This is a genomic window from Mesorhizobium sp. M7A.F.Ca.US.011.01.1.1 (assembly GCF_003998295.1).
Taxonomy (GTDB): domain Bacteria; phylum Pseudomonadota; class Alphaproteobacteria; order Rhizobiales; family Rhizobiaceae; genus Mesorhizobium.
Genome location: NZ_RZRT01000007.1, coordinates 99,615 through 123,274 on the forward strand (window position 1 = coordinate 99,615; position 23,660 = coordinate 123,274).

The window sequence follows — 23,660 nt, forward strand, 5'->3', positions numbered from 1 at the left end:
TTTTTCTTGGAATGTGGAAGTCCGGGTGCCGTGTGCGTCTGTCCGATAGGTGCCGTCGCCGGATAACTCTCCGTTTACTATGGCTGCATTTGCCCGTGCTTTCGGCGGCCGGCATCCCGATATTTGCCGCAGGCCAGGGCCTTGGTCGGCCCTGCCTTATCCATTCCTTAAACGCTGGATGCGAGTTTCAAAGCCAACCAAAACCATCTGCAAAGCAGAGCTGTCCACGACAAGTGCGAGTGCGTTGAGTTGAGTTCAATCAAGGCCAGATACGTTGAATTGCCTGGCGCGATTTCTGCCGGTTGCGAACGTATGGTCCATCCGTCCATCCTTGGGCGGAGCGACCGCGAGCGCCAGCGCCGTTTCATCGGCGTCATGCTCGCCGCTCCTTTCTTTGCCGCCGGCGCCGCGGTCACGCTGGTCACTTCAGGCATGGGCGTTGCCGTCACCATGGCCGCCATCTTCGCCGCCTTTGGCCTGTGCTGGTTCGTCGCCTTGCTGGTGGCGGCGACCGGCAAGATGGCGATGGCAAGTCGGGTCGCCCTGGTGCTGGCCGGCATTTCTCTCGGCAGTCTCATTGCCGCCGCGGGCGGGTTGGGTTCGCCTGTCGCCATGCTTGTCCTGGCGCTGCCTTTCGAAGCCGGGTGGATCGGCGGCTCGCGACGTGCAGCACTGTGGGGAGCCGTGTCGGCCGCTGTCGCCATCCTGGCTCAGCCTTTGGCTGGAACCGTATTCCCGTTCGCAGGAGCGCAGATCGCGGCGTGGCACTGGCTGGTGCCGCTGGCGTGGGCGCTGACACTGATGCCGCGTGCATCGGCGTTTCAAAACACGGCCGACGCGGCTGTGGTCGACACTGCCGACCAGCTCGAAGACATCATCGATGCGGTGGTCTTGCGCGTTGCCCGTCATGGCGAGGTCCTGGACGCGTCGCCGAAAGCGCGCACGCTTTTGAAACTGCCGCCCGAACTGCTGTCCGGAAACGGCCTCTTCGATCGCGTCCATCTGTCGGATCGCGTTTCCTATCTCAGCGCAATGGCCGACATGCGCGACGGTGCGCTGTCGCGCCGGCTCGAATTGCGCATCCGGCTGCCTCAGAACGGCAATAGCCTGACGGCCGACAATTACCGGCCGTTCTCGCTTGATCTGGTGCGTGGTGAGGAACAGGGTGGCGTCTTTACGCTCGTCCTGCGCGAGAATGACGAGATCAGCCGGTTGCGTGAGGATCTCGCGGCGGCCAATGAGGCGGCCGCATCCGCCGAGGTGGCGAAGGGGCGCTTCCTGGCGGTGGTCAGCCACGAACTGCGCACGCCGTTGAATGCCATCATCGGCTTCTCGGATATGCTGCTGCATGAGATGTTCGGCACCTTCAAGGATCCGCGCCAGAAGGAATATGTCGGCTTGGTACGGGATTCGGGCCAGCATCTGCTCGCCGTCGTAACCTCGATACTCGACGTGTCCAGGATTGAATCGGGCGTTTATGCGACCGAGCCGGAGCCGTTCCGGTTCGCGGAAGCGGTCGACATGTGCCAGTCGATGATGCAACTGCAGGCGCAGGCCAAGAACATCGATCTGCGGGCGCAGATCGCGCCGGACGCCGGCGACATCAATGCCGATCAGCGCGCCGTGCAGCAGATGCTCATCAACCTGGTCTCCAACGCGATCAAATTCACCCCCGACGGCGGCGACGTCGTCGTCGGTGCCAAGCGGATCGGTTCGCGCCTGCATTTCTGGGTCAGGGACACCGGCATCGGCATCGCCGAGGAGGATTTCGCCAATCTCGGCAAGCCCTTCATGCAAATCCAGAACGACTATACCCGCCGTTTCGAGGGGACTGGTCTTGGCCTTTCACTGGTCAAGGGCCTGGTGGCGCTGCACGAAGGCACGATGTCCATCGAAAGCATGCCGGGCGAGGGCACCACGGTGACCATCAGCCTGCCGGTGAACGGACCGAAGGGACATCAGGCGGAGAAGGCCGGCGTGCTGACCATGCCTGTGGCGATGGCGAAAGGGGACAGAAATGGCTCGCTCCGCAAAACAGGCTAAGGCGGTCAAGCGCCGCAGCAACGCCTTTCAGGACGGCGCTGTCGCCGTCGGCGGCATGATCTCGCGCAACCCTGTCCTGGTGGGCGGCTCGACGGCATTCCTGGTGACGCTGTTCTACGTCTCCGCAAATGCCTTGTGGTACCAGCCTTTCCCGCATGCCGGCGCATTCTTCGCGACCCGCAGCATTGCGGGCTTTCCGCACGCGGCGCCCGACGAGCCGGAAACGACGTTCAACATCGTGCGGCCATCCGGCGCGCCGGCGCCGATCAAGGGCGATCCGGTTGTCGAGCAGGTGCAAGGCATATTGAAGGATCTCGATTTCTATTCGGGAACGGTCGACGGCATTTCCGGACCCAACACCCGCAAGGCTATCCAGGACTATCAGCAGAAGGTTGGGCTCAACACGTCCGGCGAGATCGACGCGCTTCTGCTCGATCAACTGGGCGCGACGCCGAAAACCGCTTCCGTGGTACCCAGGCCGCAGCCGCGTCCGGATACGCCGGCCGCGGTTCCGGTGTCTTTGCAGACAGGTTCGGGACAGACAAATTCCGGACAGGCGAATGCCGCGACGCAAGCGCCCGATGCCCGCATCGTCAAGATCCAGGCCGGGCTCAAGGCGTTCGGCAATGACGACATGCAGCTGGATGGTGTCGTCGGCGCGCGCACCAAGGCAGCGATCAAGGAATTCCAGTCGCTGTTCGGGCTGCCGCAGACCGGCGAGCCCGATGAGATCGTCTACGTCAAGATGCGCGAGATCGGCCTGACCAACTGACGGCTGAAACGACGGCTCGCCCAGCGGCGGAAATATCGACAAAGCAATTCCAGGAAAAGTGTGAAACGGTTTTCCGTCCGGAATCGCGTCAAACAAGGGCTAAAGTAGTTTGCCGTTTCCTTGAAACGGCAAACTACTTTAGAGAACCCGCCTGCCTTGTTCTCATGCATGCCGTTGTTCCAAAACCGGAACCCACCTTTTGGGCGACATGCATTCGCGGAGTTTTCTCATGCGTGTCACATCGGATCTGTGGGTCTCGGCCCTGTTGCGCCGGGTTTTCGGCGCCGGCGGATTTGCCGCCGTGGTCAAGCGCGGCGCGACCGAGGCCGGCGCTGTGTTCGTGCTGGCGCGGGGCAGGCTGGGTGAGGTTGCCCTGTTCGGGCCGGCGCCGCAGACAAGCTATGATTCGGCCAAGCCCGACGACCGGTTTTTCACTCTGCTCGGAGCCGGCGAGGATGCCGCGGTGCTCGACGCCAGGCTGGAAAGGGAGAAAAAGTTCGATCCCGACATCTGGGTGGTCGAGATCGAGGCCGGCACCGTGCCCGTCGAGGAGCTTATTTCCGTGAAGACGCCCTGAGGCCGGAGGTATCAGCCGCATCGTCGCTGTTCGAGGCGGTGCGTGTATCGCTGTTGGCAGGTGCTGCGCCGCGAACCGCCCTTGAAAGGGTTTCCGCCCGCCACGACCGCATCTTGTCCTGGGCCGCTTCGCGATGCAGCAGCCGGTAACGGTCGAGGAAAGTTCGGATAGCCTGCGGATGCGGGAACTGGCTGGGATAGACGGCAACCGCGATCAGGAAGGCCCTGTCTTCGCTGAGGTCGAGCGAGCGTAAGGCGGCAAGCAGCGAGGCATAATTCTGGTTGGCGGTGAGCGATCGCGCGATCTCGAAATCGATATCGAGTGCATCGGCGAGCGCGGTTTGGAAGAACGCGGCGTTTCCCGTCAGAGCTGTCTCGCGCAATTTCACATAGGTGTCGGCGCCCTTGAAAGGATCGGCGTTCGTCGCTGCCGCCTCATCGCCCGTGCGCATCATCGAGCGCAGCCTGCGCCGTGCATTCTCGGCTGCGATGCCGAGCGCCTGTTCCCGGGCCAACTCGCCAGAGGCGGTTTCCGCGCTCGCTGGCGCGATCTTGTCTGCCGCGGCGGCGTTCGCATCCGGTTCAGGCGCACGCACCAGGGTTGGCCTCTCTAGGGCCCTGATCAGATCAGCAATGGTCGGGTTCAAGCCCTTGCGACGGGCGATGGCACGCGCATGCGGCAGGCCATGTCGCCCGATCAGGGCGATGAGATCGATGTCGCTGACGGCGCGTGAGCGGATGAGCAGCGGCGCGGCAATGTCGACCGGTTCCGCGCAAAGGCGGCGCACCAGGGCGGCGGGGGCGTATTCGCATTCGGAAAGGGCGGCCGCCACGTAACGGCGAGATTCGACGGACACGTTGTCGAACAGCGGCAGCGTCAGGTCTTCGAGTTGGCCAATCTCACGGCGTGAAGGGCGGGTGAGCGAGCAGAACGCCGACACCGCGGCGCGGAACAGCCTTTCGGCCTTTCCCGAGTCTTTTCGTACCGCGATTTGCCTGAAGTCCGAAGATGACACGAAGGATACGCCCGTACTCGACACAAACTTGGCCGCGCTCGACCGGGACTGTGCCGGTTTCGCGAGCGCCAAGAACAAAGATCAAGTTAGCGACGATCCGTTAGCGTTCCGTTAACCTAAGCGGTTGATCTAACACGCATCCGCTTTAGAAATTTAAATAACGAGAACACTTTACTTAAAGCGCCGAAAGTGTTCTCGAAATCCCGTGATCATGCTGCCGCATCCAACTTGCACTCCTTCGGAGCGCTTCAAAGAAACCCTCTGTGCAGCCGCGAGGTTTTCACGGTCATAGACTGTGGAAATTGTAAGGATGTCGAGTGACCGGCCATTTGACCAAGGTCGGTGATCCAGGCGTCACAATCTAGCTTCCGTGATGCTCTACGCTCTCAAATCTCTGGCCCTCGTCAAAAAGATGACTGGCGCTTGCGAGATGACCGCATATTCCTTGGCAAAATAATCGATGACCTGCAGAAGATCCGTGCTGGCTTATTAGTAGTGGCGCGATGACTCGTCAGGGAGGAACAGATAGTTATCCAACCAACCAGCTATTGATTCGAATCTTCGCGGACGATGAGAGTGCTGGTCAATTTTAGGGTGGAAAATGAGCCAGCTTACAAGCCTTTGGCATTACCTAAATTCCAGCCAAAACGTCAGTACGGCGATTGTCGGCGTGGCAGCATCGTTTGCTGGTGCATGGGGAGCACAGGTCGCGATCTTTCGCAGAGATCAGCGTCGCGAGATAGTGGCTACGTTGAGAGCCGTGAACGCCGCGCAAGCCCTTTGTTTCTCAATCGGCAACAGTTTCATGTCGCTGAAGAAGCAGCATTTGATTGGGATGCTGGCCCGGTTCCGCGAAATGGAAAAGCAGTTCGCGGACTTCATTGAGAAAAGGCAGGCAGCAAAGGAGGGTGAGCAACAGGAGAAATTTCTGTTTCAGGCAGACTTGCATAGCCTGCCTATCTCGAAAGTTCCGATGGATCGGTTGGAGACCATCGCTTTTGAAAAACTCACGCTCGATACGAAAACGCTCTCGCTAGCGATCGCGGTGAGTACTGCGATTGACGCGCTCAACACGTCGATGGCGGCCAGAAACGACATGATAACGAAATGGTATGAGGGGCCTGCAAGGCCAGACGATGAAATCCTGATCCGCTATCTTGGCATTCCGTTCGAAGGTGGTGCGGATGAGAAGTACAAACAGACGCTTTTTGCGATTGAGAGCTATTGCAACGATTGCATCCATTTCTGCAAAGAGTTGGCAGAGGCCCTGACTAAGCACGGCCAAGAGGTTCGCAGAAAATATCGGCATCACATTCTCTGGCGGTTACCGAAAGTTGCCAAAGCTGACTATTCCGCGCCAGAGGTGCAGGCATTGCTCCCAGACCCGAAGGATTATGAGCAATGGCATAAGGGCTTTGCGTCCGAACCGACCGAGTGGCAGAAATGCAAGGCATTCTTCAGCCGGAAGAAGAAAGACGCTCGCCCGTCTGAAAAGCCCTGAAAGTAGCATGGCGCAACTTTATCGACGGCTAATAGACGAAGGGACCGGAGGATTTTCACCGCCAGCCCCTGAAATCGAGGCGTTTTAAGAATTCGTTTTAAGCGTTTAGGGCGTTTTAATTAATTGTCCTTTGAAAACAACGATACGCGGTAACGTTCCGTTAACCCTCTGCCGGCCTTAATGACATTTGGAGGCGTTGCGTTGTGCTCCGGGGAAACCGAGAGGAATGCGCGAACCATGGGCATGGTACTGTCTTTCGTGCCGCGTACGGCACCAAACACCAGAGTAAAGCAAACCGCTGAAATGCCGGCGGCGGTGATCATCTTTCCCGGCATCCGCTACGAGCGGCCGTGTGCCGGCGAAGTGCGGCCGGTCGATCCCGACAAGCCGGGCTCGCCAGGAACAAAACCGATCCCGCACCACTGAGTTTCGGCGGCCACCGACCACTGGTCCGGGATCATGGCTAGTGCATGTCGCGCAAAAGTGACCCCGGTTTTGGGATAACGACATGCATAAACAAAGATCTAAAGCGGGTCGTCTGAATCCGTTCAGACGCGACACGCTTTAGAAGTCCTGCAACTCGCAGGAACTCTGTTCGAAGAAGTGCGACACGATCGGCTTCCAGCTGCTGTCGGGCACGAAGGCGCGGATGACGAAGATGCCTTCCTCGATCGGCGCTTCGACGAAGATCGCCCCCTGAAGATCCTCTGGAAGATCCTTGCGCACGTCGATCATCTGCGCCGGCGTCAGCACGACGGCATCCAGAACGCCGCCGGTCGCTGTGTGGTCGTTGAAGGAATAGATGTTGTGGCCGCTGCGGTCATAGACCGAGACCGACCAGAACGGGACATGTCCAGGTGCCTTGACGCGGACCATGCCTTCGCCCAGATCGAACCGGCACGCCGTTGCATAGAACAGCGGGTCAACGGATTTCACCACGGGCGCGCCCCCGGCCTCGGCATCGAGCCGTGTCATCTTGTAGAGATCCGACGCCATGGACAGCCGTGACCAGGCATCGCGTTCGGAAAATTCAGGCACCAGAAGCAGCACGACGATGTGGACGATGCCGGCGCCGAGCAGGCCGAGCAGGACGGCATGCAGAAGTCCGCGCATCGCAGCGTAAAAACTACGCATTGCAGCCGACCTTGACGATATGCGGCAGCGAGACGTCGGACAGGCCGGTGCTGCTGGCGATCGGCGTGTCATAGAAGGTCAGCACGAAATACATCCTGCCGAAGCCGTCGGTCAGCAGCCAGTTGCCCGGCATCGGGTGATGTCCGGCGGAAATGATGACCGAATTGTCGGGCTGGCGCACCACCCCGTAGGATTGCAGCGCCGCCAGCCGGGGTTTGCCGGTTTCGACGACGCCGAGCGACTGGTCGGCGGCATAAAGCGTCCAGAACCGTGCCGTCGGGAAACCACCCTCGATTGTGTAGGTGCATTCGCGCTTGAGCTCGGCGCCGCCCGTGTCGCGCTCGGCGACGAAGGACAGCCCCTCGGCGCGGCCGAGCGCAAGCACACCCTCGCGCGCCACGCGGGCTTTGGAATAGGGATCGGCGGCCGGCGTGCCGATATCGGGAAAGGCCGTCCATTGGCCGATCCTGATGGCGCCGACACCATCCTGGACTTTCAGCGCATACCAGACGCTGCCGCCACCGCCGACGATGGCTATGGCAAGCGAAAGCAGCGTCAGGAAGGCAGTTTTGAGCATGAGGGGCCGGGGACACAGAAGAGTTGCCGCTCGGGGATATCGCGGCGCGGGGCCTTGTGGCAAGCGGGCCGATGGATTTGCCGCCGCGGACCAGTCGAAAGACCTGCCCATCGGAAAGATCACAGCGCCGACAGCGTCTCCGGCGGCTGCGGCGTACTGAGGACGGGGGCCGACTGGAACAGCGTGGTCATGTCTCGCAGCGTCTGGGTCGTGCGGCTGGACAGCACCGGCGGCCGCTCGGCCGCCGCATTGGCCGCCGCCTGTTCGTCGCTCTTCTTCAGCGCTTCCTCGGCCTTGGCCGCGATCTCCTCGTCGACGAAAGGTTTGTCGATGCCCGGGATCGGCTTGAGGTCGATATTCTGGTGCGCGTAGACCATCAGTCGCTGCCACACCATCGCCGGCAGCGAGCCGCCGGTCATGTTCTTGGTCGGCGTGAAGTCGTCATTGCCCATCCACACCGCCGCCGTGTAGTTGCCGGTGAAGCCGACAAACCAGGCGTCGCGGTAGGACTGCGTCGTGCCCGTCTTGCCGGCGACGACGATGTTGGGAAGTTGAGCCCGCCGCGCGGTGCCCATCACCGGCACTGCCGCCAGCATGGTGTTCATCGATTTCAGTGCCTGCTCCGACAGCACCCGGTGCGGCGGCGGCGCATCCTTGGCGAAATCATAGACCACCTCGCCGGTGCGGGTGACGAGCTGGCTGACGCCGTGCCGGGAGCCGACGAAGCCATTGTCGGCGAACACGCTGTAGCCCGTCGCCTGGTCCATCACGGTCATGCCCGAGGTGCCGAGAACCATCGTCTTGTGTGCTTCGATCGGCGATTCCACACCCATCGCCTCGGCCATGGCCTTGATCGGGCCGATGCCGAGATGGTCCTTGGCCAGCCGCACCGGCACGGTGTTGATCGACTTGGCCATTGCCATGATCAACGTGACGTTGCCCGCCGACCCGCCGTTGTAATTATGCGGCGACCAGCTGCCCCAGCTGATCGGGCCGCCGGAAATGATGGAGTTGGGGGTGAAGCCGTGTTCCATCGCGGTTGCGTAGACATAGGGCTTGAATGACGAGCCGGTCTGGCGCAGCGCCTTGGTGGCGCGGTTGAACTGGCTGGCGCCATAGTCGCGGCCGCCGACGATGGCGCGCACGGCGCCGTTGGTCTCGATGACGACGACGGCACCTTCGGTGACGTTGTACTCCTTGCCGAACTGGCGCAGGTGGAATTCCACCGATTCTTCCGCCGCCTTCTGGATGTTGGCATCGAAGGTGGTGTGGGCGACGAGCGAGTGCTGGCCAGGTTTGGCGATCTTCTTGACCTCGTCGAATGCCCAGTCGAGGTAATAGTCAGGGCTTTTCTGTTCGCCGCGGTCGACGACATCGGCCGGATGCAGCCTGGCCTGCAGAACCTGGCCTTCGGTCATGAAGCCGGCATCGACAAGGTTGGACAGCACCACATTGGCGCGCGCGCGCGCCGCCGGCAGGTTGATGTGCGGCGCATATTTGGTCGGCGCCTTGAACAGGCCGGCCAGCATCGCCGCCTCGGCCAGGTTCAGGTCCTTGACGCTCTTGCCGAAATAGAAGTCGGCGGCAGCCTCGATGCCGAACGTGCCGCCGCCCATATAGGCGCGGTCGAGATAGAGTTGCAGGATCTCCTTCTTCGACAGATTGGCCTCGAGCCACAGCGACAGGAAAGCTTCCTTGATCTTGCGCTCCAGCGTGCGCTCATTGGTGAGGAACAGGTTCTTGGCCAATTGCTGGGTGATGCTCGATCCACCCTGGACGACGGAGTTCGCCCGCACATTCTCGAAGATGGCGCGCGAAAGGCCGAGCACATCGATGCCGTAGTGATCGAAGAAGCGACGGTCCTCGGTGGCAAGCACCGCCTTGATGACGTGATCGGGCATCTCATCGACCGGCACGGAATCGCGCTGGATGATGCCGCGCTGGCCGATCTCGTTGCCATAGCGGTCGAGGAAGGTGACGGCGAAGTCACCCTGGGCGCGCCAGTCGCCGGCCGTGTCCTGGAAAGCCGGAATGGCCAGCGCCAGCATCACCACGATGCCGCCGGCGCCGAGCGTGAAACCTTCGCTCAACAGTTCGATGATGCCACGGCGCCAGCCGTTGACGCGGAAGCGCCGCGAGAAGATCGTCGCCGATTCCCAGAACTGGCGCGCCTTGAAGCCGATCTCGTAGAGCGACGAATCGATCCACGCATCGAGCGCCAACAGCCGGGCGGCGATCGGACCTCTTCTCTTGCGCGGTTCGGGACTGGCCATTCGATATCCGGCTAGCAATTGCACGACCTGAGAACCGCAAACCGGCAATTTCAGGGCGATGCATTCCGGGAGACTATTCCTCCATTTTTCCAGCACTCACAAGGGCAGCGAAGACACAGTATCGGGTTTGTTGCTGATGGGCCGGGCTGGGAATACAGCCCCGCGCCAACAGCATGTGACAGCAAAAGCCCGCGCCTCCAGCGGCGACGTGAGCTTTTTTATCACTGCAGCACGGGCGCGCCTCAAGCAGCTCGCAGGCTTTCTTTCGGGCGCAAATTCTGGTTCATGCGGAACAGGTTCAATGGGTCGTAGCGCTGCTTGATTTCCAGAAGCCGTCGATGGTTGCCACCATAGGCCGCTTCGACCCGGTCGACCTCGTCCTCCGGCATGAAGTTCACATAGGCGGTGCCGGCGGCATAAGGTTTGGCCGCCTCGTAGATTGAACGAGCCCAGTCGGTGCAAGCCTTGTCCATCGTCGGTTCGCGCCAGCGGGCGTGAACGTTCATGACGAAATGCGAACTGCGCTGTGGGAACGCCGTTGCGTCCGCCTTGACGCGACCTGCCGCGCCGCCGACATGGCCGATAAATATCTCGCATTCGGGTCCCGGCAGCCTGGCTATTGCCCCCCTGACGACCGCAGCCGCCTCCTCGGAAAACTCGGTGAAGTCATGGCTCTTCCAGTAGTTGCGGGCGCCGGGCGTGAGCAGTGGGTCGAATGCCTGCTGCCAGCCGGTGAACGGGCTGGGGCCCACGACATCGGCAATCGGCGTGCCGATGGCTCGAAGTTTTTGCGTCGCCTTTTCGCCTGCCTCGATGTCGCCGCAATAGCACATGGCCAGCACCAGAACCTCCTTGCCATGCCACTCCGCGGGCAGGAAGGGCAGCGGCGGCGCCTGCCGCATGACCACCCAGCAGGTCAACTCGTCAGGTGCGGTCTCGAGCGCCTTGCGATACTCCCGCAGCACCTTTTCGGCATCGGCGAAGGGATGGACGACAAGCCCCGCCAGCACTTGCGGTCCAAACTCATGGAGTTCGAACTCGAATGCCGTGACGACGCCGAAATTGCCGCCGCCGCCGCGCAGCGCCCAGAACAAGTCCGGATTTTCGGCATGGCTGGCCCGGAGCAGTTTGCCATCGGCGGTGACCACATCGACGGAGGCAAGATTGTCGATGGTCAGGCCGAATTTGCGGGTGATCCAGCCGAAGCCGCCACCCAGCGTCAGGCCGGATATGCCGGTGGTCGAGTTGATGCCGGTCGGTACCACCAGCCCGAAGGCCTGCGTTTCCTTGTCGACATCGGCAAGCGTCGCACCAGGCCCGACCCATGCCCGCCGCGCAGCGACATCGACCCGGACCGATTTCATCAATGACAGATCAATCATCAGGCCACCATCGCAGACCGCACTTCCGGCAATGTTGTGGCCGCCGCCGCGCACGGAGACGAGAAGCCTGTTCTCCCTGGCGAAATTCACGGCACTGATGACATCGGAAGCGCCGACGCAGCACACGATCAGCCCGGGCCGTCGGTCGACCGTGGCATTCCAGACGGTTCGTGCTTCGTCGTAGGCGGCATCGCCTTCGCTCAGCATTTTGCCGCGCAATTGTGCCGAAAACGCTTCCAGGGCTGCGGCGTCGACTGTCGTTTTGCCGCGTTCAAGCGTGGTGAGGCTCATGGTGTTCATGGTTTCCTCCCGATTTGCAGATGAGCTGTCCTCTCCCAAAAGACGGTTTTACTGTGCGCTTATATTAGCTATGGCGCAAGTTTCGCATCGGGCAGCGTTCCGACTCGCAAGCCGGGCACATGGTGCCGCCAGCCGGCGATCTCAGCCGTTTTGCCCGCGCGACCTTGCACCCTCGGCCGCCAGGATGCCGATCATGCTGATGCGAATGTGAGCGAAGCAGCGTAGCGCTATCCCACTCCTCAGGCCGGTTCGCGCTTCAGCGCCTGCGCCATGCAGTGGATGCCGCCGCCGGTCTTGGAAATCTCGCTCATGTCGACGGCCGCGACCTCGAAACCGCGCGCCTTGAGCTGGCCGATCAGCGTCTGGCTGGAGGTCGGTGCGATCACCCGGTCCCTGCCCAGCGACATGAAGTTGCAGCCGAGCGCCATTGTATCCTGGAACGGCACGTCGATGATCTCGTGGCCCTTGCCCTTCAACCAGTCGACAATGCCGGGTTCGGTGCAGGCGAGGCAGACAGCGGTCAGTTTCTCGGCGATCGGCACCACCATCAGGTCGATATGGACATAGTACTCGTCGATGAAGGCGATGCGGGTTTCCCAACCTTCCTTGTCGAACCATGCCTGCACCTGGCGGGCACCTTCCTCCTGCGTACGCGCGCCGCCGCAGCCGATCAGCACGACGCCGTCCTCGATGACGTTGAAGTCGCCGCCCTCGAACGTGCCTGCCGTGACCATGTCGTAGATCGGGATGCCGAGCTTTTCATAGGTGCGGATCGCGGCATAGTTCTCGCCGCGTCGCCACCAGTTGGCCATGGCGGTGATGAAGGCGCCGTAGGGCGTCATGACGCTGGAATCGCGGGAATAGACCTGCATCGGCAGCTCAGGCGTCGGCTCGTGCCAGTGGATGTTGACGCCGAAATGCTCGTAGGCGGCGACCAGGTCCTTGTGCTGCGCCTGGGCGATCTGGACGTTGCAGGGCGCCTCGCGCAGATGCTTTCGCGACAGCGAGCTGGTCGACAGATGGCGCAGGAAATTGGGCGAACCGAGCAGGACGTCGGTCAGCACGTCGGTCTCGTTGGCGAAGCCCCAGGCGGTCAGCGGCTTGGTGCCGCCGGCGGGGTTCCGGCGCTGCAGCGAAAACGGCTCGGCGACAATGCGGTCATGAACGGTCATGGGGTGCTCCTCGTGAGGTGACTTGGGGGTGTCTGATTGCTCGGTATCCACCAGTCGCGTCCACGCGCAGTGGTGACATATTCTGGCCAGCGAAACCCGATCGGCGGCTCGTAGTCGCAAAGCGGCGCGATCCAGTTCGAACCGCCGATGCCGCCGCCGGTGCGGGCGACGAATTCATTCATCGCCGCATCGCGGGCGGTCTGGTCTTCCAGCAGGCGAAGGGCGGCGAGCGCAATCGTGCGGGAGGCGCAGGCCACCATCGGGTCTATCGTGGCCGAAATACCGCCCAGCGCATTCATCACCCAGGCTGGATAGGGGTAGCCGGTTTCCGAACGCAGCGCCGGGCGGGCGACATAGAAGCGCGCCGTCGGCGTATGCCAGCTCATGTCGGTGTAATCGTCGGAGGTCGAGTTGACCTGCGAGGGCGGCAGGTCGCGGCGCAGGATCGCTTCCGCTGCCTGCGGCTCGATCAGGCGCTCCAGCTCTTCGATAAACGGCTCGTCGCTCGCCATGCGCCCGGCATTGACCTGTATTTCGCGCGCGACGGCTTTGGCGTCTTCGTCCCAGCGCGGCGGCCCGACCGTCGACAGTGCTTCATAGGCGATCTCGGCCATGGCATGGTTGGCAAGTCCCGGTCGTGACTTCGACACCCAATGCCGCTCGGTGCGGCAACCACTCATCGCTGCCGCCGCCTCGGCATTGCGGTCGAGCACCGCGGTGACCTGCTCGGCCATGGCAAGCGTCGGCACGCGGATCATGTACTGGATCTCGGCCAGCCCCGCCGGCAAATTGTCGGCGGTCGCTTGCCCCGCCGTCAGGATCGCCTCGCTGATCGACCAGCCGCCCTGGTGAGGCAGCATGGAATCGCGCAGAGCCTTGGAGGCCATGTACATCATCATCAATGCGTCGTTGGCGCCGGGCGCGCGCGCCGCCGAATGTGCTTGCGGAATGGGTGCGGCACCCGCAGCCAGCGCCCAGCGCTCCGGTTGGTCGCAGATGAAGCGATAGATCATCGCGTAGGCCGCGCCGCAATGCGTGTCCCAGCGCGCCGTGTTGCAGAGCGGCAGCATGTAGAACGGATGAAAGGAGATCATGCCGGCAAGGCCGTCATAATAACCCTTGGCGGCATGGATCGGCTTGGACCCACGCACCTTTTCCGCCGGCTCGCCGGTGAAGCGCAGCGTGCCTGGTATGCCGTGGCGCTGCATCGCCGCCTTGGTCGCCAGCAGCCCGCCGAGGCTCGAAATACCCAGTCCGGAATGCGGGTCGGTGTGGCCGCCGGCCTGGTTGCCAAGTCCCCGGCGCGGACGCTCGACCGTAGCGGCATCCTGGCAATTGCCCGGCACCGCGTCGTATTCGGCGTACATGCCGATGGTCGGGCCGGGGCCGTTGGTCCAATGCGCGCAGAAGGCGGTCGGCATGCCGCCGGAACCTTCTTCGACGGAAAAGCCTTCGAGTTTCAGTCGCTCGACATACCAGGCGGCTGATTGATACTCCCGCCACGCGGTCTCGCCGTAATCGAAGATGGTGCGTGTCCACGCGGACAACAACGGCTGGATGCCGTCGAGACAGGCAAGGGCGGTTGCTTGCGCCGAGGTGGCCACCGGTTTCTCCATGGCATAAGAAGAAAGCAGTGAAGCGGTCCGCTAAAAAGTGATATGTTTTCCCGGTTCGTGCAAATTCGGTTCACCTGAGGCTCCTTGCGAATACCATCGACACAAGCGCTGCGCGCGCTCGACAGCTTCGCCCGGCACGGCAGCGTCTGGCGCGCCGCCGACGAGTTGCACCTGACCCGCAGCGCTGTCAGCCATCAGCTTCGCCTGCTGGAGCGCGACCTCGGCTTCGACCTGCTCGAACGCATCGGCAAGGGCGTGGCGCTGACGCCGCGCGGCCAGCGCTACGCCAGCGACGTGCGCAAGGCGCTGACCGTTCTGGGTGACGCGGTGACGCGTGATGCCGGCACCGGCGTCGGCGGCTCGTTCGCCGTCAGTTGCACGCCCGGCTTCGCCTCGCTGTTCCTGTGCACCCATATCGGCGAGTTCCGGCAGATGTATCCTGACGTGGCGCTGCGCATCCTGACGCCGCGCCGGCTCGACGACGTCAGCAACGCCGATGCCGATGCCTTCATTGCGTTTGGTGTTGGCAATTGGCCGAACCGGGCGGTCGAGCCGCTCTGCGAAATCTCGTTCACGCCGCTCTGCAGCCCGACGCTGCTCAACAAGGTCGGCGGTTTTTCCCGGCCGTCGGACGTGCTGCGCGCCAACCTGCTGCATCTCGATGACACCGAGGATTGGGCGCGCTGGCTGGCGCTGTCCAAGGTGGAAAACCCCGACATTGAGGGCGGCATCTTCTTTTCGGACATGAACCTCGTCTTTTCGGCGGCGATTGCCGGCCAGGGCATCGCCATGGGCGACGAACTGACCAGCCGGCGGGCGCTGAGCGAGGGCCGGCTGGTCAGGCCGTTCGACATAGCGATCAAGTCGCCGCGCTCCTATTTCCTGGTCTCCGAACACGCCAAGGCTTCGCATCCGGTTCTGGAAGAGTTCGCAGGATGGCTGCGGTCGAAACTCCAGGAGAACCGCATTCTGCCGTATTGAGGGCAGGTGGCGACATCTCGCCATAGATGAATGGAATTTGCCGATCAGGCGAAAACTATTCGGTTGCGGTGAACCGGCACCCTGCCTACGATTTCGACAAGCGTTAGGGAAAGGGCAGTATGCAGCAACCCGGCCGTGCCGCAGAGATCAAGGCAATCGGGATCGGCAAGAGCTTCGGCTCGTTCCGTGCGCTGGACAATCTGTCGCTCGATATCGGCCGTGGCGAGTTCCTGACCCTGCTCGGGCCGTCCGGTTCGGGCAAGACCACCTTCCTGATGATCCTTGCCGGCTTCGTGCCGCCGACCGAGGGCAGGCTGCTCAGCGACGGCGTCGACATCACCGACCGGCCGGCCGAGCAACGCGCCGCCGGCATGGTGTTCCAGGGCTACGCGCTGTTCCCGCATATGAGCGTCGAAGCCAACATCGCCTTCCCACTCAAGGTGCGCAAGAAATCGGCCGCCGACATCAAGCGCCGTGTCGGCGAGATGATCGAGCGCGTCGGCCTCAAGGGCCACGAGAAAAAACTGCCGGCGCAACTGTCGGGCGGCCAGCAGCAGCGCGTGGCGCTGGCTCGTGCGCTGGTGTTCGAACCTGGCGTGCTGTTGCTCGATGAGCCGTTTTCCGCGCTCGACAAGGGCCTGCGCGGCCAGATGCAGGCGGAAATGAAGCGGCTGCACCAGGAGACCGGCACCACCTTCGTCTTCGTCACCCATGACCAGAGCGAGGCACTGGCGCTGTCGTCGCGCGTCGCCATCTTCAATCATGGCAAGCTGCTGCAGGTCGGAGCGCCCGACGAGGTCTACGACCGGCCGGACAACCGCTTCGTCGCCGAGTTCCTTGGCGAGATCAACATGCTGCCGCTAAAGGGGGTCAAGCCCGCCGGCAATGGCTCGACCGGCCTGTGCGAAGACCGCGCGGTCAGCATGGGCTGCAAGGCCGAACTCGTGCGCGGCGATGCCATCCTGGCGATCCGGCCCGAATACATGTCGATATCGGGCGAGGCGGCAGATGGTGAGAATGGCATCGCCGCGACGGCCACCAACTCGACCTATCTCGGCGCGGCAACGCGGCTCGACCTGACAACGCGGCAAGGCGCCAAGGTCACGGTCTCGGTGCCGAACGAGGTGGCTGCCGCGGCGTTGAGCAAGGGTAACTCCGTCTGGCTCACCTGGCCGGCGGAAAAGGGTTTCCTTCTTCCGCATGGAGGACAATGACAAGCGGTGTGGCGAGACATCGCAGACCGCTTTCCGGCACTATCAACAACAAAAAAGGGGAACTGACATGACACATGATACCAAGAAACAAGCCATCGATAGCCTGTCCGCCAGGGCAGGTCGCGGCGAGATCTCGCGCCGGCAGTTCACACAGTTGGCGGCACTGGTGCTGGCCGGCACGCCGATGCTGCTGCGCTCGACAGGTGCCTTTGCGCAGGCCAAGGAACTTGTGCTGGTCAACTGGGGTGGCGATGCCATCACCGCCTACGATGCCGCCTATGGCCAGGCCTTCACCAAGGACACCGGCATCACCGTCAAGATGGACGGTTCGGGTCCGACCGAAGGTGCCATCGCCGCGCAGTTCAAGAGCGGCGCGCCGACCTGGGATCTCGTCGATGTCGATCCGTTCTCGGCCATCACGCTCGGCGCCCAGGGGGCTCTCGAGCCGATCGATTACAACATCGTCGACAAGAAGAAGATGCGGCCCGGCTTTGGTTGGGAATACGCCGCCTCGACCTATTTCTTCTCCTATGTCATCGCCTATGATTCCGAGAAGTACGGCAAGGACGCGCCGACCGGCATGGCCGATTTCTTCGACGTGAAGAAATTCCCCGGCAAGCGCTCGCTCTACAAATGGGGCGTGTCGAGCTGGGAAGCGGCGCTGCTCGCCGACGGTATCGCGCCTGCGTCGCTCTACCCGCTCGACCTCAAGCGCGCCCATGACAAGATCGCCGCCTTCAAGGAAAACGTCGTTGCCTATTGGGGCGGCGGCGCCGAAAGCCAGAGCGTGCTGCTCAATGGCGAAGCCTCGATGGCGATCGTCTGGTCTACCCGCGCCTCGCTGATCGAGCAGGATTCGGGCGGCAAGATCAAGTTCATCTGGGACCAGGGCCTGATCTCGCCCGGCGCGCTGGCCGTGCTCAAGAACAACCCCGGCGGCAAGGACGCTGCGATGAAGTTCATCGCCAGTGCCCAGGACCCTGAAAAGCAGTTGGTCATGTTCGACAAGCTCGGCCAAGGTCCTGCAAACCCGGCGGCAGACGCGCTGATCCCGGCCGACAAGAAGCGCATCAACCCGGTCGATCCCGAGAACATGAAGAAGCAGATCGCGCTCGACATGGACTGGTACGCCAAGAATTACGGGCCGGCGCTCGACGAATACACCAAGATCATCTCGGCCTGATCAGGGGCGGGGTAATCGGGCCGAAATGAGATCCTATCTCTCCGACAGGATGGGCGCGGCGCTGTTGATGGCGCCGCTGCTCCTGTTTCTTGTCCTGGCCTATGCCTGGCCGTTCCTCGGCGTCGTCAAATGGAGCTTTACACTGCCGACGCCCGGCCTCGGCCAGTATGAGGCGCTGCTCACCGACGATCTTGTGCAGTCGGTGTTCATCCGCACGCTGCGCATCGCGGCGGTCGTCACTGTCGTTTCGGTGGCAGCTGCCTACGCCATCACCGTCGTCTGGGTGCGTGGAACCCCGGCACAGCGCCTGATCGCCGAGTTCTGCATTCTCGTCCCCTTCTGGATTTCCGTGCTGACCCGTGCTTTCGGCTGGGTGGCGCTGCTCTCCAATCGCGGCCTGATCAACACCTGGCTGCAGGCGATCGGCTTCATTTCCGAACCGTTGGCGTTGGTGCGCAACGAATTCGGCGTCATCGTCGGCATGACGCACTTCCTCATTCCTTTCGCCGTTTTCCCGCTGGCATCTTCCATGCGCAGCCTCGACGACCGCGTGCTTTTAGCTGCGCGTGGCCTCGGTTCCAGCCGCATGCGCACCTTCTGGACGGTGTTCGTGCCGATGACGCGCTCCGGCATCATCGGCGCGGCGATGATCGTGTTCGTCTTCTCGCTCGGCTTCTTCGTCACGCCGGCGATCCTCGGCGGCGGCCGCAGCGTCATGATCGCCGAACTGATCTATCTCAGGATTTTCCAGAGCCCGGACTGGGGTCTGGGTGCAGCGATCAGCGTCGTGCTGGTGCTGTTCGTCGGCGCGCTGATGGCGCTGCTGTTCCGTTATGTCAGACCGAAGCAGTTGATCTGATGCCGACCTATCGCCCCGGTCCCGTCTCGCTGATCATCGCCGCCTTCGTGGCGCTGTTCCTGCTGATGCCGCTGCTCGCGGTCATCCCGGTGTCCCTGACGCCGAGCCGCATGCTGGCAATGCCATCGGGCGAACTGTCGCTGCGCCACTACCGGGCGCTGGTCGAGGATCCGCGCTGGCTCCAATCGATCCTGCTCTCGATCCGTATCGGTGTCGTCAGCAGCGTTTTTTCCACCGTGCTCGCGCTGTGCTTCAGCCTTGGCGTCTGGATGTTCCAGCCGCGCTTTACCGCAGCCCTGGTCGGCTTCGTTCTGCTGCCGATGGTGGTGCCGCCGGTGGTCTCGGCGATCACGCTCTACTTCCTGCTGACCTCGATCTCGGGCTTCAGCGCGTTCTTCGGCTATGACACCTGGCTTGGCGTCGCCATGGCCCATTCGGTGATGACGGTGCCCTTCGCCACCGTGCTGATGCTGGTCTCGCTCAGCCAGCTCGACCGCCGCATCGACCTTGCCGCCCGTGGCTTAGGGGCCACTGTATGGGAGCGCGCCACCCGCATCATCATGCCCAACATCAAGTTCGGCATCGTCACCGCCGCACTTCTCTCCTTCGTGCTGTCATGGGAAGAAATCGGCGTCACCCTGTTCATCACCTCGGTCAACGCCATCACGCTGCCGAGGCTGATGTGGATGGGCCTGCGCGACAACATCGATCCTGCGATCGCCGCGCTCTCGGTGATCCTGATCATCATCACCGTTCTGGTGCTGGCGGTGCGCAGTTTCGTGGCCAGGCAGCGCGGAGCCTAAACAAACCGCACAGAGACACGGCCAAACCTGCCTAGATCGCCAGTGACTTCGTCACCTGCCTCGACACTTATCGGCGTCACGCAGGTGCCTGTAATCACCACCTGTCCCGGCTGGAGCGTTATGCTGAGGCCCGACAGTTCGTTGACGATCCATGTGAGCGCAATGCGAGGATCGCCCAACACGGCCGCTCCCGATCCGTCATGTTGCGACTTTCCGGAAACGAAAGCGACCACCGGGTGTTTTGCGAGATCCACGTCGCGCCAATCGTTTTCCACGGCCTCGCCGATGACAAACAGATTGGCGCAGGCATTGTCCGCAATGAGCTGCGGCGCCCCGACGGCGCAGAAATAGTCATACCGTGAGTCCGGGATTTCGATCGCCGGGTGCAAGGTTGCCACGGCTTCCATCACCTCGGCGATTTCATAGGGTGCCGGACGAGGCGGCAGCTCGCGGCCGAAGCGGAAAGCGAACTCGATCTCGGCCACGCGCATCTTGCTCGTCGCCAGGGAAACGGTCCCGCCAACCTCAACCGCTTTTTCGGCCAGCAGGCGCCCGGCCATCGGGCCGTCGACGTTGATGTGCCTTTGTCCGGCCAGACTGGTTGCGGCAATCTTCCAGCCGAAAAGTGGGGCCACCGAGCGATCCATGACATGCGACTGGATGGCGTAACCTTCGAGCCGTGTTTGTGGGCGCAACGCCTCAGGTATGGCGTCGAGACGGGTGCCCTTGTCCCAGTGGCCTACCAACAACCGAGACGCAGCCCTGGTCTTTTCTGCATCGAGCATCATCAGCTTCCGAAATGGCTTCGTGGATCAAAAACGGCAAGGAACATTGCGTCATGCGACCCTATATGGAGCGAGAATATGTGACCAGGAATCGAGAGTCCATGTTCACAGCTCGGTGCCCGCGGACGATGGTGTTGGCAAAGTCGCCCTTTCGAGATCATCGGCATCCATCATTCCGATGACGAATCGCCATCGCCTCCGCGCGTCGAATGGCTATATCTGTCAGAACAGGCAGAACGCGGACAGGCTTCCGAAAAGCAATAGTCGGCAGCGCAGGAACCGGAGGAAAAGACGATGACCGCGCCAGGCGATTTACAGCAGGCACTGTTTCTCAGGCTGAAAAGCGATGCATCGCTATCGGCCTTGCTGGGCGGCGCCGGACTGCTCGAACGGCCAGCCGAGAATGCCGCTTTTCCGTACGTGACCTGCGGCCAGACCTCCGCTTTCGACTGGGATACGAGCACCGAGAACACCGACGATCAGTTGATTACGCTGCATGTCTGGTCGAAAGCCCATGGCGACGCGGAAACGCTTGCCATCATGGCCGCCATCCAGGCGCGCCTTGCCGACGCAGCATTGGTGATCGGCCCTCGCGGCCAGACACGACTGTCGCTGGAATTTGCCGAAGCCCGCCATGACGAGGATCTGCTCGTGCATCACGGGCTGCTGCGTTTTCGCGCGATGACGCAGGAAAATGCCTGATGCGCTTTCAATATGGCCAAAACGGAGTCTAGACTGGGCTTTCGCGGGATTTCACCTGTTCGAGGCGGTGAAATTCCAGATTGACTGTCTCGCGTTGCAGGGGTGTGGCGAGGATGTTTTCAGCGGCGTTCACCGTTCATTTCACGTTCAGCACCGATGCGTTACAACGCCGGTCATGAAAACGCTTCGCTCCCACTTCCGAACCGCGACACTGGCGCTTTGTGCTGCCGGGCTGTTCGCGTCGCAGGCGATGGCGATGCCGGTCATCGCGCCGCCCGAATTGGCCAGTCCGATCGTACTGGCGGCGTCCGATTGCTACGCCATCGGCCAACAGGTGGCCGAACAGAATGGCGGAACGCTGGCCAAGGCCTCGCAGTCGACGCGCGGCGGCCAGCCGGTCTGTGTCATCGTCGTGCTCGTTCCGGGCAAGGACGGACAACGTCCGCGCCGTTCCGAAATCGTCGTTCCGCTGAACTGATCCAATCAACCTTAGGCTACGTTTCCCAGGCCGCCGGAATCGGCCTATATCTGCCCCAGTCTTCAATCTGACAAAGCTCTTCAACAGGTAAAGCTCTTCAACAGGTATCGAACTCCGCATGCGTGTACTCGTCGTCGAAGATGACAAGGATCTCAATCGGCAGATATCGGATGCGCTGGTCGATGCCGGCTATGTCGTCGACCGCGCCTTCGACGGCGAGGAAGGCCATTTCCTTGGCGACACCGAACCCTACGACGCCGTCGTGCTCGATATCGGCCTGCCGCAGATGGACGGCATCAGCGTGGTGGAGCGCTGGCGACGCGGCGGCCGCAAGATGCCGGTGCTGATCCTGACGGCGCGCGACCGCTGGAGCGACAAGGTCTCCGGCATCGATGCCGGCGCCGACGACTACGTCACCAAGCCGTTCCACATCGAGGAGGTGCTGGCGAGGTTACGGGCTCTGATCCGGCGCGCTGCCGGCCATGCCTCGTCCGAACTAACCTGCGGGCCGCTGCGCCTCGACACCAAGGCCTCCAAGGCCGATGTCGGCGGCATGCCGCTGAAACTGACGTCGCACGAATTCCGCCTGCTTGCCTATCTGATGCACCATATGGGCGAGGTCGTCTCGCGGACTGAACTGGTCGAGCATCTCTACGATCAGGATTTCGACCGCGATTCCAACACCATCGAGGTGTTTGTCGGGCGGCTGCGCAAGAAGATGGGCATCGACATGATCGAAACCGTGCGCGGCATGGGCTACCGTATGCGTGAGCCGGAGGCGTAACTCGGAACCGCTCAAACCAACCGCGAGGACGCCGCTTTCGCTGCGTTTGTGGCCGCGTTCGCTGACGTTCCGCGTCATCGCCTTTTCCACGGTCTGGGCGATCGTGACGCTCGTTGTCATCTTCACCTTGATCACCACCCTATACCGCCAGGCCAGCGAGCGCGGCTTCGACAGCCTGCTTTCGGCGCATCTGTTCAACCTGATCGGTTCGATCGGCATCTCCGACAGCGGGGCGCTGACCGGCGCGCCAGACCTCGGCGACCTTCGGTTCTCGGAGCCGAATTCGGGCTGGTACTGGTCGGTCGAGCCCGCTTCGGAGGGCGTGCATGGCGATCTCCACTCGTCGTCGATGACCACGACGATCCCGTCACCGAGCGTTGCCGAGGTGCCGTTCAACACCAGCTTCCAGCGCAGCTACGCAGCCGAAGGCATCGACGGCGAGCAACTCGAAGTTTTCGAGAGCGAATTCGTTCTCGACGCCAAGAACCGGGCCGCGCGTTTCCGGGTCATGGGCAACCAGAGCGAACTCGAACAGGAAATCGCTACCTTCCAGCGCCGCCTGCTGACCTATCTCAGCCTGTTCGGCGTCGGCATGATCGCCATCAACGCGATCGCCATCCTGCTCGGCCTGCAGCCGCTGCGCCGGGTCAGGAACGCGCTAGCCATGGTGCGCGAAGGCACCGCGCAGAGGCTCGACGGCCGCTTCCCGGCCGAGATCGAACCGCTTGCCAACGAAACCAATGCCTTGATCGAAAACAACAGGCGCATCGTCGAGCGGTCGCGAACACAGGTCGGCAATCTCGCCCATTCGCTGAAGACGCCGCTGGCGGTACTGCTCAACGAGGGCCGCGCGCTCGGCGGCGCCAAGGGGCAGCTGATCGCCGAACAGGCCGCTTCCATGCAGAAGCAGGTCGAACACTATCTCCAGCGCGCCCGCGTCGCGGCACAACGCGACAGCGTCGTCTACCGCACGCCGGTGATGCCGCTGGTGCAGCGCATGGTGCGGGTTCTGCAGAAGCTCAACCCGCAGACAAATCTGTCGCTGTCGCTGCCGGCAACCGAGATCGTCTTCGCCGGCGAGCGCGAGGACCTTGAGGAACTGCTGGGCAATCTCCTTGAAAACGCGATGAAATGGGCAAAGAGCGCGGTGCAGGTTTCGGTCGTGCCCTTGACCGGCAAGGACGACCCGGCCGGCCTGTTCGAGATCGGCATAGAGGATGACGGTCCAGGCATTCCCGAGGACAAGGCGCGCGAGGCGCTGAAGCGAGGACGGCGTCTGGACGAGACAAAGCCCGGAACAGGTCTGGGGCTGGCCATTGTCGCAGACCTTGTCAACGAGTATGGAGGCGTTCTGGCGCTCGAACGGTCCGGTATGGGCGGATTGAAGGCGGTGGTGCGATTGCGGAGCCTGCAGTGATGTTCACTAGGGCCAATCGACATAGAGGGACGGGAGATGTTATTGGGCGGCTTGTCGATTGGTCCTGCAGCGGCCAGCGGCCAAATTTCCGA

At 62.3% G+C, this 23,660-nt stretch carries 22 protein-coding genes; 14 read left to right on the forward strand and 8 right to left on the reverse strand.

Annotated elements, in window-relative coordinates; translation table 11 throughout:
* Positions 1 to 312: 312 nt before the first annotated feature.
* From EOA13_RS11290 to EOA13_RS11300, 3 genes are all read left to right on the forward strand, one after another.
* On the forward strand, positions 313 to 2,043 hold the full coding sequence (locus EOA13_RS11290) for a PAS domain-containing sensor histidine kinase (protein WP_127292521.1): 1,731 nt from the start codon (positions 313 to 315) through the stop codon (positions 2,041 to 2,043).
* On the forward strand, positions 2,018 to 2,815 hold the full coding sequence (locus tag EOA13_RS11295; RefSeq protein WP_023812791.1) for a peptidoglycan-binding protein: 798 nt from the start codon (positions 2,018 to 2,020) through the stop codon (positions 2,813 to 2,815). The genes EOA13_RS11290 and EOA13_RS11295 overlap by 26 nt, the downstream gene beginning before the upstream one ends.
* Positions 2,816 to 3,044: 229 nt before the next feature.
* Positions 3,045 to 3,392: a DUF1491 family protein gene (locus EOA13_RS11300; protein WP_127292524.1), complete on the forward strand. Its 348-nt coding sequence runs from the start codon at positions 3,045 to 3,047 to the stop codon at positions 3,390 to 3,392.
* Here the strand turns inward: EOA13_RS11300 and EOA13_RS11305 are convergent.
* Positions 3,370 to 4,407, reverse strand: coding sequence for a hypothetical protein (locus EOA13_RS11305; RefSeq protein WP_127292527.1), 1,038 nt, complete (start codon positions 4,405 to 4,407; stop codon positions 3,370 to 3,372). The genes EOA13_RS11300 and EOA13_RS11305 overlap by 23 nt on opposite strands.
* Positions 4,408 to 5,008: 601 nt before the next feature.
* Between EOA13_RS11305 and EOA13_RS11310 the strand changes: the two genes are divergently transcribed.
* Positions 5,009 to 5,908, forward strand: coding sequence for a hypothetical protein (locus EOA13_RS11310; RefSeq protein WP_127292529.1), 900 nt, complete (start codon positions 5,009 to 5,011; stop codon positions 5,906 to 5,908).
* 237 nt (positions 5,909 to 6,145) lie between these two features.
* Positions 6,146 to 6,334 carry a hypothetical protein gene (locus tag EOA13_RS11315; RefSeq protein WP_127292531.1) on the forward strand — a complete coding sequence of 63 codons (189 nt, stop codon included), beginning with the start codon at positions 6,146 to 6,148 and terminating at the stop codon, positions 6,332 to 6,334.
* Positions 6,335 to 6,472: 138 nt separating this feature from the next.
* Here EOA13_RS11315 and EOA13_RS11320 read toward each other — a convergent pair whose 3' ends face one another.
* The 6 genes from EOA13_RS11320 to EOA13_RS11345 all read right to left on the reverse strand — a co-directional run bounded on the left by EOA13_RS11320 (position 6,473) and on the right by EOA13_RS11345 (position 14,362).
* A complete protein-coding gene (locus tag EOA13_RS11320; RefSeq protein WP_127292534.1) occupies positions 6,473 to 7,042 on the reverse strand; it encodes a DUF1254 domain-containing protein in 570 nt (189 codons plus the stop codon).
* On the reverse strand, positions 7,035 to 7,619 hold the full coding sequence (locus tag EOA13_RS11325; protein WP_127292537.1) for a DUF1214 domain-containing protein: 585 nt from the start codon (positions 7,617 to 7,619) through the stop codon (positions 7,035 to 7,037). Before EOA13_RS11325 ends, EOA13_RS11320 begins: the two co-directional genes overlap by 8 nt.
* A 119-nt stretch (positions 7,620 to 7,738) precedes the next feature.
* A complete protein-coding gene (locus EOA13_RS11330) occupies positions 7,739 to 9,892 on the reverse strand; it encodes a penicillin-binding protein 1A (protein ID WP_127292540.1) in 2,154 nt (717 codons plus the stop codon).
* Between the two features lie 242 nt (positions 9,893 to 10,134).
* Positions 10,135 to 11,574 carry an FAD-binding oxidoreductase gene (locus EOA13_RS11335; protein WP_127292543.1) on the reverse strand — a complete coding sequence of 480 codons (1,440 nt, stop codon included), beginning with the start codon at positions 11,572 to 11,574 and terminating at the stop codon, positions 10,135 to 10,137.
* A gap of 239 nt (positions 11,575 to 11,813) precedes the next feature.
* Complete coding sequence (locus EOA13_RS11340) at positions 11,814 to 12,746, reverse strand: dimethylarginine dimethylaminohydrolase family protein (protein ID WP_127292545.1); 933 nt, start codon at positions 12,744 to 12,746, stop codon at positions 11,814 to 11,816.
* On the reverse strand, positions 12,743 to 14,362 hold the full coding sequence (locus EOA13_RS11345; protein ID WP_206535273.1) for an amidohydrolase: 1,620 nt from the start codon (positions 14,360 to 14,362) through the stop codon (positions 12,743 to 12,745). Before EOA13_RS11345 ends, EOA13_RS11340 begins: the two co-directional genes overlap by 4 nt.
* Positions 14,363 to 14,446: 84 nt before the next feature.
* Here EOA13_RS11345 and EOA13_RS11350 point away from each other — a divergent pair, with 84 nt between their 5' ends.
* The 5 genes from EOA13_RS11350 (at position 14,447) to EOA13_RS11370 (ending at position 19,402) form a co-directional block, all read left to right on the forward strand.
* A complete protein-coding gene (locus tag EOA13_RS11350; RefSeq protein ID WP_127292551.1) occupies positions 14,447 to 15,343 on the forward strand; it encodes a LysR substrate-binding domain-containing protein in 897 nt (298 codons plus the stop codon).
* Positions 15,344 to 15,462: 119 nt separating this feature from the next.
* Positions 15,463 to 16,557: an ABC transporter ATP-binding protein gene (locus EOA13_RS11355; protein ID WP_127292554.1), complete on the forward strand. Its 1,095-nt coding sequence runs from the start codon at positions 15,463 to 15,465 to the stop codon at positions 16,555 to 16,557.
* Between the two features lie 67 nt (positions 16,558 to 16,624).
* Positions 16,625 to 17,740, forward strand: coding sequence for an ABC transporter substrate-binding protein (locus EOA13_RS11360; RefSeq protein WP_127292556.1), 1,116 nt, complete (start codon positions 16,625 to 16,627; stop codon positions 17,738 to 17,740).
* Between the two features lie 25 nt (positions 17,741 to 17,765).
* Complete coding sequence (locus EOA13_RS11365) at positions 17,766 to 18,599, forward strand: ABC transporter permease (RefSeq protein ID WP_127292559.1); 834 nt, start codon at positions 17,766 to 17,768, stop codon at positions 18,597 to 18,599.
* The gene (locus tag EOA13_RS11370; protein ID WP_127292562.1) at positions 18,599 to 19,402 is read left to right on the forward strand and encodes an ABC transporter permease; all 804 of its coding nucleotides are present in this window, start codon (positions 18,599 to 18,601) and stop codon (positions 19,400 to 19,402) included. Before EOA13_RS11365 ends, EOA13_RS11370 begins: the two co-directional genes overlap by 1 nt.
* Here EOA13_RS11370 and EOA13_RS11375 read toward each other — a convergent pair.
* A complete protein-coding gene (locus tag EOA13_RS11375) occupies positions 19,399 to 20,187 on the reverse strand; it encodes a fumarylacetoacetate hydrolase family protein (protein ID WP_127292564.1) in 789 nt (262 codons plus the stop codon). The two genes, EOA13_RS11370 and EOA13_RS11375, sit on opposite strands and share 4 nt — an antisense overlap.
* Positions 20,188 to 20,481: 294 nt before the next feature.
* Here EOA13_RS11375 and EOA13_RS11380 point away from each other — a divergent pair, with 294 nt between their 5' ends.
* The 4 genes from EOA13_RS11380 to EOA13_RS11395 all read left to right on the forward strand — a co-directional run bounded on the left by EOA13_RS11380 (position 20,482) and on the right by EOA13_RS11395 (position 23,568).
* Positions 20,482 to 20,889, forward strand: a complete 408-nt coding sequence (locus EOA13_RS11380) for a DUF3168 domain-containing protein (RefSeq protein WP_127292567.1) — start codon at positions 20,482 to 20,484, stop codon at positions 20,887 to 20,889.
* Between the two features lie 175 nt (positions 20,890 to 21,064).
* Positions 21,065 to 21,367, forward strand: coding sequence for a hypothetical protein (locus EOA13_RS11385; protein ID WP_127257297.1), 303 nt, complete (start codon positions 21,065 to 21,067; stop codon positions 21,365 to 21,367).
* Between the two features lie 118 nt (positions 21,368 to 21,485).
* The gene (locus EOA13_RS11390; protein ID WP_127292569.1) at positions 21,486 to 22,151 is read left to right on the forward strand and encodes a response regulator transcription factor; all 666 of its coding nucleotides are present in this window, start codon (positions 21,486 to 21,488) and stop codon (positions 22,149 to 22,151) included.
* Positions 22,135 to 23,568 carry an ATP-binding protein gene (locus EOA13_RS11395; RefSeq protein WP_127292571.1) on the forward strand — a complete coding sequence of 478 codons (1,434 nt, stop codon included), beginning with the start codon at positions 22,135 to 22,137 and terminating at the stop codon, positions 23,566 to 23,568. Before EOA13_RS11390 ends, EOA13_RS11395 begins: the two co-directional genes overlap by 17 nt.
* The last annotated feature ends 92 nt before the right edge of the window (positions 23,569 to 23,660 follow it).

What these genes read in the sequence shown, in the direction of transcription:
- EOA13_RS11290 (WP_127292521.1), top strand. Translation starts at nt 313, where the DNA reads ATGGTCCATCCGTCCATCCTTGGGCGGAGCGACCGCGAGCGCCAGCGC.
- EOA13_RS11295 (WP_023812791.1), top strand. Translation starts at nt 2,018, where the DNA reads ATGGCTCGCTCCGCAAAACAGGCTAAGGCGGTCAAGCGCCGCAGCAAC.
- EOA13_RS11300 (WP_127292524.1), top strand. Translation starts at nt 3,045, where the DNA reads ATGCGTGTCACATCGGATCTGTGGGTCTCGGCCCTGTTGCGCCGGGTT.
- EOA13_RS11310 (WP_127292529.1), top strand. Translation starts at nt 5,009, where the DNA reads ATGAGCCAGCTTACAAGCCTTTGGCATTACCTAAATTCCAGCCAAAAC.
- EOA13_RS11315 (WP_127292531.1), top strand. Translation starts at nt 6,146, where the DNA reads ATGGGCATGGTACTGTCTTTCGTGCCGCGTACGGCACCAAACACCAGA.
- EOA13_RS11320 (WP_127292534.1), bottom strand. Translation starts at nt 7,042, where the DNA reads ATGCGTAGTTTTTACGCTGCGATGCGCGGACTTCTGCATGCCGTCCTG.
- EOA13_RS11325 (WP_127292537.1), bottom strand. Translation starts at nt 7,619, where the DNA reads ATGCTCAAAACTGCCTTCCTGACGCTGCTTTCGCTTGCCATAGCCATC.
- EOA13_RS11330 (WP_127292540.1), bottom strand. Translation starts at nt 9,892, where the DNA reads ATGGCCAGTCCCGAACCGCGCAAGAGAAGAGGTCCGATCGCCGCCCGG.
- EOA13_RS11335 (WP_127292543.1), bottom strand. Translation starts at nt 11,574, where the DNA reads ATGAACACCATGAGCCTCACCACGCTTGAACGCGGCAAAACGACAGTC.
- EOA13_RS11340 (WP_127292545.1), bottom strand. Translation starts at nt 12,746, where the DNA reads ATGACCGTTCATGACCGCATTGTCGCCGAGCCGTTTTCGCTGCAGCGC.
- EOA13_RS11345 (WP_206535273.1), bottom strand. Translation starts at nt 14,362, where the DNA reads ATGGAGAAACCGGTGGCCACCTCGGCGCAAGCAACCGCCCTTGCCTGT.
- EOA13_RS11355 (WP_127292554.1), top strand. Translation starts at nt 15,463, where the DNA reads ATGCAGCAACCCGGCCGTGCCGCAGAGATCAAGGCAATCGGGATCGGC.
- EOA13_RS11360 (WP_127292556.1), top strand. Translation starts at nt 16,625, where the DNA reads ATGACACATGATACCAAGAAACAAGCCATCGATAGCCTGTCCGCCAGG.
- EOA13_RS11365 (WP_127292559.1), top strand. Translation starts at nt 17,766, where the DNA reads ATGAGATCCTATCTCTCCGACAGGATGGGCGCGGCGCTGTTGATGGCG.
- EOA13_RS11370 (WP_127292562.1), top strand. Translation starts at nt 18,599, where the DNA reads ATGCCGACCTATCGCCCCGGTCCCGTCTCGCTGATCATCGCCGCCTTC.
- EOA13_RS11375 (WP_127292564.1), bottom strand. Translation starts at nt 20,187, where the DNA reads ATGCTCGATGCAGAAAAGACCAGGGCTGCGTCTCGGTTGTTGGTAGGC.
- EOA13_RS11380 (WP_127292567.1), top strand. Translation starts at nt 20,482, where the DNA reads ATGACCGCGCCAGGCGATTTACAGCAGGCACTGTTTCTCAGGCTGAAA.
- EOA13_RS11385 (WP_127257297.1), top strand. Translation starts at nt 21,065, where the DNA reads ATGAAAACGCTTCGCTCCCACTTCCGAACCGCGACACTGGCGCTTTGT.
- EOA13_RS11390 (WP_127292569.1), top strand. Translation starts at nt 21,486, where the DNA reads ATGCGTGTACTCGTCGTCGAAGATGACAAGGATCTCAATCGGCAGATA.